Genomic DNA, 12,144 nt, shown 5'->3' on the forward strand with positions numbered 1-12,144 from the left:
ATGTACAGATAAACTTTAAGAATGCCTTGGGCGATCTGGATATGAAGCTATTCAAAGCTGCTGATCTCACCAACCATATTAGTAAATCATCTTCCTATACAAATAATAGTGAGAAACTAGATTTTAATGGTCTAGCACCTGGAAAGTATTACATCCAAGTTTATGGATATGGTGGGGTAAATAATCCCAATTACACGCTGACATTAACCAATGAAGACTCGAAATATAATAATTTTACGGGTCTAACTAAAGATGTTTATATCGTAGATAACGATTTACCAACTGCTAAAATTATTGCCGGTCCCTCAGCTTCTGAATTATTCGGGCAACCTAGTTATTTTAGTGTTTCTTTAAGTAATCCTGCGCCGCGCAATTCCCTCAGTCAAAATGGGATTGCTGTTAACTATCGTTTGGTGGGAGGAACTGCTAGTAATGGTAATGATTATCAACTGATTTCTCCGACTGGAACTGTACTGATTGCCCCTGGAAATATTCAAAATAATCTGCTAATTGTGCCGATAGATGACAAGTTAGCGGAAGGACTTAATCTCAAAGTTACGGGTAGAACTGTAGGTGCAGCCAGTAATAACCAAACCCAGATGACTTTGACGGTGGAGACAAATTTAGCAGCTTCGGCAACTCTCGATCAAGGGACAAAATTAAAGTTTGCTAAAGGTGTGATTGGGGAAGTTGTTAGTTCCGTTACCCTTGCTCCTAGTCAAAAGATCAATTTGACATCATCACCAATATTAGCAAATATTACCGTCTCAAATACTAACTCACCCGCAGGGGAAAGCAAGGATAATGTTTTTGATAGTAATGGGAATAGCAAGTGGTTATTGTATGCCTCTACGGGCTGGATTCAATATCAGTTACCAAATAATCAGTCTTCTGTTGTACGCGAATATTCCCTAACTTCTGCCAATGATGCCAGTGGGCGTGATCCCAAAAATTGGCAATTACAAGGCTCTAAAGATGGGATAAATTTTACAACGATTGATCAACGCAGTAATGAAATCTTTAGTCAGCGACTTGAAACACGCACTTTTACAGTCAACAATTCCACTGACTACAGTTACTATCGTCTAAATATTACAGGTAATAATGGCGCAGCAGAACTACAATTAGCTGATTTAGCTCTCTTTGCTCCTACTGAGAAGATCAATCTGACATCATCACCGATATTAGCAAATATTACCGTCTCAAATACTAACTCACCCGCAGGGGAAAGCAAGGATAAAGTTTTTGATAGTAATGCTAATAGTAAGTGGTTATTGTTGAACTCTACGGGCTGGATTCAATATCAGTTACCAAATAATCAGTCTTCTGTTTTACGCGAATATTCCCTAACTTCTGCTAATGATGCAAGTGGACGCGATCCCAAAAATTGGCAATTACAAGGCTCTAAAGATGGGATAAATTTTACACCGATTGATCAACGCAGTAATGAAATCTTTAGTCAGCGACTTGAAACACGCACTTTTACAGTCAACAATTCCACTGACTACAGTTACTATCGTCTAAATATTACAGGTAATAATGGCGCAGCAGAATTACAATTAGCTGATTTAGCTCTCTTTGCGGATAAACCTCAAGCTACTATTTCTGTTAATGTCAACACCTTTGATGTCAATTCTGTACAGGTTAATTCTTTGGCTAAAGTCGCCGAAGAAACTGTGACGGTGGAATTGTTGGCTGGGGATGGCTATAAACTAGATGATAATCACAAAATTGCCAACTTAGCGATCGCTGATGATGATGTTCCTGGTGTGCGAGTCGTAGAAGTAGGATATACCACCGTTGCGGGAGAAAGTGAAGCCGCCCAATTTGAAGTTTCCTTATTAAGTGAACCTACTCAAGATGTCAAAATCCGTTTAACTCCTGGTGCAGAAGTTGAATTTGTTAATCCTATTAACCCGACTACAGTTAAGGTTAAAAAGGATATTTACACACTCAATAGTTTCAGCAGTGATATTCTTGATGTCAAACTCAATGGTTTAGTCCCCACGAATAAAGGTGATGCCCTTACCCTTGACGTACAACTGAAAAAACAACCTTTTGAAATTGTCACTGTGACTATAACTGATGGTTTGGAAACCACTAGCCAAGTTACTGCACCTGTTACCCTAACTTTTACCCCAGATAACTGGAATCAACCACAACAGAGCGTGGTAGTATCCTATTTGGATCGCAATAATGTTGGTATTGGCAACTATCAAATTAATGCCCAATTAAAATTTGATCAAGCCCAATACCAGCAACAAGAGGGAATATATCGCACAGCCACCGATGCAACAAGTGCGGTACAAACCTATTACTTTGATATTAACCGTAATGGTAAGTTAGACAAGGATACTACAGGCAAAGCTACCGAACCACTCACTACAAATGCAACTCTTTTTAATACCGAGTTTGTTCTGAAAAAGAAGACACCAACGGCGGCGGCTGGAACTGTGGCAGTTCCTGAATATTACATTGACTTTAATAATAACAACATCCTCGATGTAGGGGAAAAAATCAATAAGGCATGGGATAAAAACAATGACCTGAAACTGAATGCAGATATCAATGATCCAGGAGAAGGCAAGTTTATTAATGATGTGGCGATCGCATTCATAGACACCAATAATGACAAACAATACAATAGCAGTGAAAAGTTTATCTATTCTGAGTTTAACCCCTTGGCAATGGATGATCAAGCCAAGAGTGAAGATGGCTCATATCTTGATCAATTATGGTAATCAGGAACAAGCACAGAAACAGGGACTATCAATTGATTTCAACAATGTCAAACTAGATTTTGGGAGTTTCCTCACCGATTTTATCAAACCCATCATGTCGGCAATAGATAAGATTCTTGATCCGATTAAACCCATAGTTCAACTATTGAATGCAGATACAAAATTACTCTCTTACATCAAACTAGACAATACTTTCAATGCTGATGGTAAACCCGGAGTTTCCCTACTTGATATTGCTAAAACTTTAGCACCGCTCAGTTCTGATCCTAAAACTAAAGAGAAAATTGATAAAGCAATTAAATTTGCGGATACCCTCACCCAAATTATCGAAATTGTTGATTCATTAAATAAGTTACCAGCCGATGAATCTATTATCCTCGATATGGGTAGCCACTCTCTCAGCGATTTGAAGGGAGCGAGTAGCCAACAAAAAGACGCGACAGCAGCCATCAATGTCCCTGCTACTGGCACTGGAACTACTACTGGAACTGGAACTACTGTTGCTACAAAACAACCTACTACTAATCCCACAACTCAAGCAGGTAACACTACCCAATCTAGTATTCTTTCCAAGCTGCAAAAACTAGAAGGTTTACAGTTTCCGATTCTGAGTAATCCTGTGACAATTCTGCGGTTGCTTTTAGGTGAAAAAGATGTGGATTTAGTCAAATACGATATCCCTGATTTCGAGTTTTCCTACACCATGAAATCAGAAACTCCTATTGCTCCGCCACTACCTTTATCGGTGCTGCTGTCGGGAGATTTTTCTGCTAAAACCGATCTTTCCGTTGGCTATGATACTCATGGATTGGAAGCTTGGCAAGATGAAGACTTTGCCCTAGATGAAATTTATCAAGTTCTGGATGGTTTTTATGTAGATGATTTAGGTGCGGATGGGAAAGACAAGCCTGAATTGTTAGTAAATGGCAAGATCACGGCTGGATTAGCAGCCACAGCGTTGATTATTAAAGCGGCTGTGGAAGGCGGAATTGGTGGCAAAATTACCCTTGATCTGGTGGATGAAGGCGAACTTAATGGGACTAGTGATGGCAAGATTCGCGGTTCAGAAATTATTTCTCGTCTCGATACACCTTTAGAATTATTTAATCTTAATGGTTTAATTGAAGCTTTCTTAGGGGCAAAAGTTGAGGTTGGCATAGGAGCTTTATCATCAACCGTATGGGAGACAAATTTTGCTAAATTTAAAATAGCAGAATTTAAGGTTGGCGCATCTGGAAATAGTTTCAATACTGAGTTAAATGGCAAAGCAATAGATGGTTTTATCCAAGGCGGTACAGTCTTCCTTGATGCCAACCTGAATGGAATTATTGATAATGGCGAACCGACCACACTAACGAATCGAAATGGACAATATAAGTTAGTGATTCCTGATGCTATGTTCGCGCAATTTGACACCAACCAAGATGGCATAATCAGCCTGAATGAAGGAAGATTAGCGATGATTGGCGGCATTGATTCAGGTTCAGAATTGCCCTTTAATGGCATTTTAACTGCCCCTGTGGGTTCAGAAGTAATTACTCCTTTTACGAGCTTAGTCGAGCGGGTAGTCCGCCGCAGTACAGTAGATTTAACTGTTGAAGAAGCTAAGAGTTTAGTGTCCGAAAAATTAACCTTCTCTTCTAAGAATTACTTTTATCCTGAGTTGAAAGTTATTGCTTACATAACCCAAATTATTGAAAATGAGGATGGTTCGATTGAAGGTGTTCAAAATCCCATTGACGTAACGGATCAGGTTCTAATAAGTGACAATCTTGATGCGATCGCCGCTCAAAAAGGATGGTCTAGTTATAACCTGGAATATGTAATTATAGGACTAAGTAATCCTCCCTTTGTTCAACCAGAGAAGATCATCGCATCTGGGGAGTATCTGACTGATGAGGTGGTTTTAAGTGATTTTAATATTGCCGATATCGCTGCTGAGAAAGGCTGGACTGATCTTAGTGTTGAACCACAGTTTACACCTACCCAAATCGAGACAGGCGACTTCTCAAAGGCAGTAGTAAAGGTTACATGGTCAATAAAAATCCCCGAAACACCACTTGGATATGAACCAAACATCGATCAAGCTTCGTACCAATACTTACTGGGAGCAAATATCCAACTTGTCAGTGAACAATTAGCAGTGTTAACAGGCAGACCTATTAACGAAATTTTAGACCTATTCGCTGATCAGGTTAACTCCAATGGCTTTAGTCTAACAAAGGCTTCCTATCGCCAATTTTTGCCTGTTCAATTTACTGATATTCAAAAATTTGCTGCGGATACAGCGATCAAAAATGCCAGTGTTGCTCTAACAAAAGCAGCTTATGAACAAATTGATTATGATGGGGATGGCGTTGGAGATGGTGGTTATGGTGATGTAACCAAAACTTACAATATCTATGACAAGATTTTCCGCATCAATAGCAAAATACAAGTCGTTAGCGAAAATCTAGAAAAACTACTGGCAAAAATCAGCCGAAACGAGCTTGATATTTCCTATACCCAGTTTAACAATGACTTTAGTACCAGGAACTTGCAAACTCAATTAAATAACACAACAGGTATAGGGATTAATGTTTTTGCTCCTCAGACTGAGGACTTTAGCCGCACCATTGCCGAAGATACTTCCTATACTTTTGCTGTTGCTGACTTCCCCTTTACCAAAGGTGATCCCGATGACACTCTAAAATCAATAGTTATTGAAACCACACCACTATTAGGTGTGCTGAAACTTGGCGATCAAGAAATTACGGGAAATACAGAAGTTTCAGTGGCAGACATCGCCGCAGGTTTGCTCACTTATACACCAGGTGGAAATTTATTTGGTACGCCTTTTGATCTTTTTGGCTTCCGCGTCACCGATGGCAAATTTTTCTCTGATGAAATTCACAACGTTACTTTTGAGGTTACAGGAGTAAATGATGCGCCAGAAGTCAGCAAAAATACAGGATTCACCCTAGAAGCTGGAACTACCAAAATCATTAGCCGCGATATCCTGCGTGCTACCGACTCGGAAAGCCCCGACGGGAATCTTGAGTTTACCCTCAAGGCGCTACCCCAGGCTGGCTTAGTCAAATTAAATGGCGTGGATCTCAAAGTTGGCGATACATTCACCCAAAGTGATATAGACAATGAAAAGGTGATCTATATCCAAAATGGCGAACGCGTTGCTGCTGATAGTTTATCCCTAGAAGTTGTTGATTCCGAAGGGGTTAAGGTTGCTCCATTTACGGTGGCACTTACAGTCCAAAATCCGCCGACAATTAGTGCTATTTCGGCACAGACAACAGATGAAGATACGGCAAAAGCGATCGCCTTTACGATCGGGGATGTAGAAACTTCTGTCACCGCGCTGACAATTACAGCAACGTCTTCAAATCAAACTTTGTTACCTGATACTAATTTAGTATTGAGTGGTACAGATAGCAATCGCCTTTTAGTCGCTACACCTACCGAGAATCTATCAGGAACTGCCACAATTACATTGACAGTAAATGATGGCCAAGATACGAGCGAAAGTCAGTTTGAAATTACTGTCAATTCCATCAACGATGCACCCACCTTAGAAAATGCGATGCCTTCGGCGAGCGGAGCTATCGCTGATCAAAAAGCCAAACAAGATACACCATTCAGCTTTACTTTTGATGCAAATACCTTCATTGATATAGATCCAGGCGATAATCTTACTTACTCAGCTACATTAAAAGATGGCAGTAATCTACCTAAATGGCTGAAATTTAATGCAGCTACGCGCACCTTCATCGGTACACCAACTAACGCAGACTTTGGCACTCTCATAGTTGAGGTACAGGCTAAAGATAATCATGGTGTAAGTGCCACTGATACCTTTGCCTTAGCTGTCGAACAGAATAACAGCACACCTACTTTCAATCTGGGAAAAATTGCGGATGATATCTTTAAAATCTCGAATAGCGGTGGCAAATCAAAAATTAAAGTAACACTAACAGAAAGAAGTTCTAATCTTGTCAATGAACTGGGAGTATTCACAGTTGATGATGCTCAAGGTAACATCCACGGGATCAAGTTTTGAATGGACAAGTTGACCAAGCTTACTTTGCCTATTTAGGAGCTAACGCTGATAAGGTGGATCACATTCGCCTATTAGGAAATAACGTCTTTGGTTTTGAAGATTTAGTAGGGGGTGGAGATAAAGATTACAACGACATTATTGTTAAAGTAAACTTGGGTGTTGTTTAGGAATGTGGATTAAATAAAATGCAAAAGTTGTGACAGGGGTATAGTAGACTAAAGAAGTAAGTATTAGGGAACAATATCCTGATAGAAATCTACTCTCCAATACTAGAAAAGCAGATGCAAGATTACTATGAATCTCTATCGGAGAAAGACCGTAGGCGGTATGCAGCGATTGAAGCAAAAAAGCTTGGGTACGGGAGGATTGGATACATAAGTAAATTGTTGGGATGTAACTACAGAACAATCAATAGAGGGATGGAGGATCTGGAACAGCAGAGTAAAACCAGCAGTCCAAGAATTCGCCGTTCAGGAGGAGGAAGAAAAAAAGCACTGTTAACGATACCTGGAATCAATGAAGCATTCCTGACGGTAATAGAAACACACACAGCAGGTTCTCCAATGGACGAGGATATTAAATTTACACAGTTTGGTTTTATTGTGTTCACCTACTTATTGCTTTTTGTCACATCGTAGAAATCTGCGGTTAGGACTGTGTTAAACTATAAAAAATAAATTAAGGTGATGAAGTTGCTATGGTATTAACAAAACCAATCATTGCACCACCAACTACATCTGAACACGATCAAATCACACTCCCCGACCATACACAACTGCCAGATTCAGATGGAACTTTTGTGAAAAATTTTCAGGAACTACCCCAAAGTATAATTCTCACAACTTCTATAGAACCAATTTTACAAAAACTACACCCTGACGGACGATATTGTATTGGACAAGATAGCGGTATTTATTGGCGAATTACAGAACCACCAGTGAGAGGAGCAGAAGCACCGGATTGGTTTTATGTTCCCCATGTTGCCCCTTTATTAGCAGGAGTATATCGTCGTTCTTATGTAATGTGGAAAGAAATTGTTGCTCCATTAATTGCTATTGAATTTGTCTCTGGTGATGGTTCAGAAGAAAGAGATACTACCTCATTATATGATATTGATGAACAAACTGGAGAACCAAAGAAAGCTGGTAAATTTTGGGTATATGAACAAGCAATTCGCATTCCTTTTTATGCTATTTACGAGGTAGAAAAATCATCGGTTGAGGTCTATCATCTTGTAGATGGTAAGTATGAGAAAATGCCAGCTAATGAACGAGGGCATTATCCGATTCCACCAATGGGAGTGGAGTTGGGGATTCAACAAGATACGGAAATACCTTGGTTACGTTGGTGGACTGGAGATGGTGAGATGTTGTTGACTGGCAATGAACGAGCGGATGAGCAACAGCGAAGAGCAGATGAACAACAACAAAGAGCAGACGAGGAACAGCGAAGAGCAGATGAGCAGCAACAAAGAGCAGATGAGGAACGCCAACAAAAAGAAAAATTAGCGGCTTATCTAAAATCTATCGGTGTTAATCCTGATGAAATTCTGTAAAACCTATTTAGGGTTTGCTGATAGCGTAGCGTGGCATTAGCCATATAAACCTACAACCCAGACCCATGAAGAGTTTTATCTGTATAAAAGGTAAATGAGGTGCAAGAAAAATATGATCATAGCATCAAAAATCGCTCAATTTTCCAGACTTAATATTACTTCTAAATCCTCCTGATAGCGCAGCGTGGCGTTAGCTATACTCCTGAATGGGCGCAAGCCCCCCTACCTCCTGATAGCGTTTACATAGTGTGCCGTATCCCTGCGGGAGCCGGAGGCATCAGGGGTGGTATGGTGCGTCAGATAGAGGAAATCTGTTTTTTACCAAGTTATCGAGTCTGACGCACCCTACAAATTGAGAATTGACAACTGACAATTTACGCTTTAGTGAGAATTCTTTGAATAATTTCGACACCAGAGAAGGCTTGCCATGCAAAAAGCCCCAGAATAGCAAAATTTAACAATATATGAGTTATCCGCGCCCAATTTGCGCCTTTTTGCATGAAAGGAGATAGAGATGCGGAAAAAGCTATTAAACCTGTCATCCCTAATCCGGCTAATAGATGCGGTCCGACAAATAACTTACCATTATTAATGTAGGTAACAGCCATGCCACCGATTGAACCTGCCACCATCAGAGCTAACATAATAGAACCAATTTGGTGATGTTTGATGGTATAACGCCCTTTAATTAGTTCTTTCTTTTCTTCTCCCTGAGCATTTCTGGTACGCTGTACTTGTAATCCTAAATATGCAGCATACAAGGAAAGTGCTAATAGTACCCACATAGTAACTGGGTGAGCAAAGTTCAACCAGAATCTGATTGTTGGAGTTAGTTCAAAAGCCATATTTTTTACTTCCGATTATTAAATCTTCATAAAACTTAGCATACATTTATTTTTCTTACGTAGAAATTTTTCAATCTTGCCAAAGTGTAATCTGGAGTTGGAATCAGTCACATCTACCGAAACAGGATCTAACCAATGATAGAAAATAAAGATAATTCGTTGTTAAAGGCTGTGAAAACTGGGGATATACAGGGAGTATTTACGCTGCTGTCCGACGGTGCTAATGTGGATATTAGCGATATAAATGGAACTACAGCATTGATGTTTGCGGCGAATTTAGGTTATACAGAAATTGTGCGATCGCTCTTAGATGCTGGTGCTAACATTAACTTAACCAGAAAAACCTATAATTTAACAGCACTAATGCTGGCTGCCAGTGCTAATCAAATAGATGTTGTTAAGTTGTTAGTCTCTCAAGGAGCAAATGTCAATGCTACCAACGATGATGGTAGTACCGCATTAATGATAGCAGCACTGAAAGGTCATCTTGAGATTGTACAAATTTTATTAGCCGCCGGTGCTGACATAAGCATTACCGACAAAGATGATGATACCGCGTTCAAACTAGCCATAAAACACAAACATCCAACAGTAGTTAAAGCATTATCACAAAATAACCATATTGTCAATAGTCAAGATCCAGAGGGTGATACAGGATTAATAATTGCCGCAGATTTAGGCTATTTAGAAATAGTCCAAGCATTGTTATCATCTGGTGCTGATGTCAACATCAAAAACGTTGATCATGGAACAGCATTATTAGCAGCCACAGCAACGGGAAACACTGCTATTATCACCGCTTTATTAGATGCAGGTGCGGAAATTAATCATCAAGATAAAGAAGGTGAAACAGCCTTACATCTTGCCGTTGTCGAAGAATATATAGATGTAGTCAAAATATTAATCCAACGAGGGGCAGATGTGCAAATTAGAAACCATTTGGGAGATACACCCTTATTAATAGCCGCATTCCAGGGATATAGCGACATAGTAGCAGTTTTACTAAATGCAGGAGCAGATATGGAAAAGAAAAACTTTGGCGAAGTTGCGCTCACCTTAGCAGTATCCCAAAGACATTTCCCAACTGTCAAACTATTACTTAAACATGGAGCAGATATTAATAAATTAGCAGATGATGGTAAAACCGCTTTAGTCAAAGCCATAGCTGCCAACTATCCCGAAATATTCCAATTACTATTAGAAACAGGAGCAAATGTGAATCTGCAAAACCCCGCTGGCGCAACTGCTTTAATGTTAGCTGTAGCAGAAGGTTATAGTCAAGCAGTAGCAATACTACTACAAGCTGGGGCAGATGTAAATTTAAAAAATCAAGGGGGTTATACAGCCTTAATGATTGCCGAATTCAATAATTATCGTGGTATTTGTAATATGTTAAGACAAGCTGGAGCGCAGGAGTGATAGACGTTGAATTATGTAAATATGAATTATTTTCACCCAAAGGTAAGAGTTTTCAAAATTAAATTCAGGGAAGTAAATTTATGCTTTCACCAGAATTCAACCAGCCAGATATGCGATTTTTAGAATACAAGCAAATAGAAGTGCAAGTTTCATCAATTCTGACTGCTATTAAACCTGCTAATCCTGCTTGTTCTAATTTTTCATAAATCCAAGCAGCGATCGCCTCACTAGTTGGTGATTCTAAACCCATAGATTCATTTAAATAATAGTGATCTAAATAATTCTCAAGCAAGGGTTCGAGGTATTTCTTGATTTCTGAATAGTCCGTGACCATACCCTGTTTAGCACCTTCTGTTACTAATCTATCACCAGCTACATAAACAACTCCACGCCAACTATGTCCATGCAGCCGGGAACATTTACCATCATGATAAGGCAATTTATGTGCTGCTTCAAAGCGGAATTCCTTAGCTAGTAGCCACTGCTGATTAGTCATTGTACTCCGATATACTTGTGTGTTTGTAAAGATAGTCTATAGTCAGGTTTTTGTTGTAATATCTGGAAAATCAGCGGTAGTGATTTCGAGGAACTGTTCCACTCAGGTTGTAAGTAGACAAGCAAATTAGGGTGAGTAGATAGATATTTTTCGTAAAAATCAAGTTCTCTACCAGTTTCTATGATTATCTTAACTTCATTAGCTCGACTCCAAAACTGACCTTGCACGGGATATTTAGCATTAAGATGTTCCTTGGGAGATAGAGTAATCCAAGCTGCGGGGGAAACTTCTTGCCAAAAAGAGCCTGATGTTTCAATGCTAACCAACTTATCTGCAACTAACAAAGCTTGTACTAATTCCGGTAAATACTTATGAATAAATGGTTCTCCACCAGTTATTACCACTCTGGGAGATTTTATTTCCCCTAGAAGTTCAGCAATAGGACGTTCTATTCGGGGTAAATTTGCTCTTGGGTCAGCATAACCTGTATCACACCAAGGACAAGCAACTGGACAACCAGATAAGCGAATAAAGTCTACTAAGCAACCAGTCCAGTACCCTTCTCCCTGAACTGTACTTTGAAAAGTTTCATGAATTGGTAGCTTGATTTCTAAAGACGACATTTTTTAAATCCATAACCTCTTTGACTACCAGCTTGCCATAGAAAGAGGAAAAATCTTTAGGACTTACGCAAGATTTGTAGGGTGCGCCAGACTGCGTAAATCCTGCAAATAAACAGATTGTTGATATCTGATGCACCCTACCAATGTGCCAATTGCGTAAGTCCTGCTCTTTTTATTGCATGGGGATTTTATGTAAAATTTATACTTTACTTAAGTAAATATTGCTGAATTTAAGAATAATTAATCAGATAAGATTTTGATAAAAATCAACAATTTACAAATTATTAAAAAAGAGAAACATCAAGATGAAATTCTTCCACGACAAGGGTAGAAAGAAGTAAATTCATCTTTCACCATTACCTTGTTTCTGCCTTGATGTTTCCTACTGTGCTAGATTTGAACAATATACAT

The 12,144-nt window shown here is 39.3% G+C and carries 8 protein-coding genes and 1 pseudogene; 6 read left to right on the top strand and 3 right to left on the bottom strand.

Annotation, left to right across the window (positions count from 1 at the left end; genetic code table 11):
- The first annotated feature begins 8 nt into the window (after positions 1-8).
- The 5 genes and pseudogenes from IQ228_RS02420 to IQ228_RS02440 all read left to right on the top strand — a co-directional run bounded on the left by IQ228_RS02420 (position 9) and on the right by IQ228_RS02440 (position 8,350).
- Positions 9-2,741: a discoidin domain-containing protein gene (locus tag IQ228_RS02420; RefSeq protein WP_370566801.1), complete on the top strand. Its 2,733-nt coding sequence runs from the start codon at positions 9-11 to the stop codon at positions 2,739-2,741.
- A complete protein-coding gene (locus tag IQ228_RS27295) occupies positions 2,650-6,795 on the top strand; it encodes a cadherin-like domain-containing protein (RefSeq protein ID WP_193962082.1) in 4,146 nt (1,381 codons plus the stop codon). Before IQ228_RS02420 ends, IQ228_RS27295 begins: the two co-directional genes overlap by 92 nt.
- Before the next feature lie 14 nt (positions 6,796-6,809).
- Positions 6,810-6,962, top strand: a pseudogene (locus IQ228_RS02430) (DUF4114 domain-containing protein); the annotation flags it as partial.
- Between the two features lie 114 nt (positions 6,963-7,076).
- Positions 7,077-7,433 carry a hypothetical protein gene (locus IQ228_RS02435; RefSeq protein ID WP_193962083.1) on the top strand — a complete coding sequence of 119 codons (357 nt, stop codon included), beginning with the start codon at positions 7,077-7,079 and terminating at the stop codon, positions 7,431-7,433.
- A 59-nt stretch (positions 7,434-7,492) separates the two neighbouring features.
- Positions 7,493-8,350, top strand: a complete 858-nt coding sequence (locus IQ228_RS02440; protein ID WP_193962084.1) for a Uma2 family endonuclease — start codon at positions 7,493-7,495, stop codon at positions 8,348-8,350.
- A 374-nt stretch (positions 8,351-8,724) separates the two neighbouring features.
- Here IQ228_RS02440 and IQ228_RS02445 read toward each other — a convergent pair whose 3' ends face one another.
- The gene (locus tag IQ228_RS02445) at positions 8,725-9,195 is read right to left on the bottom strand and encodes a DUF4079 domain-containing protein (protein ID WP_027403592.1); all 471 of its coding nucleotides are present in this window, start codon (positions 9,193-9,195) and stop codon (positions 8,725-8,727) included.
- 135 nt (positions 9,196-9,330) lie between these two features.
- On the opposite strand from IQ228_RS02445, the gene IQ228_RS02450 reads away from it, so the two are divergent.
- Positions 9,331-10,614 (top strand): ankyrin repeat domain-containing protein, encoded by a 1,284-nt coding sequence (locus IQ228_RS02450; protein ID WP_193962085.1) that lies wholly within the window; start codon positions 9,331-9,333, stop codon positions 10,612-10,614.
- Positions 10,615-10,678: 64 nt separating this feature from the next.
- Here IQ228_RS02450 and queD read toward each other — a convergent pair whose 3' ends face one another.
- Complete coding sequence (gene queD, locus IQ228_RS02455) at positions 10,679-11,110, bottom strand: 6-carboxytetrahydropterin synthase QueD (protein ID WP_193962086.1); 432 nt, start codon at positions 11,108-11,110, stop codon at positions 10,679-10,681.
- Positions 11,107-11,733, bottom strand: a complete 627-nt coding sequence (locus IQ228_RS02460; RefSeq protein WP_027403595.1) for a 7-carboxy-7-deazaguanine synthase QueE — start codon at positions 11,731-11,733, stop codon at positions 11,107-11,109. Before IQ228_RS02460 ends, queD begins: the two co-directional genes overlap by 4 nt.
- Between the last annotated feature and the right edge of the window lie 411 nt (positions 11,734-12,144).

It is taken from the genome of Dolichospermum sp. LEGE 00246 (assembly GCF_015207865.1).
In the GTDB taxonomy this organism is placed as follows: domain Bacteria; phylum Cyanobacteriota; class Cyanobacteriia; order Cyanobacteriales; family Nostocaceae; genus Dolichospermum; species Dolichospermum heterosporum.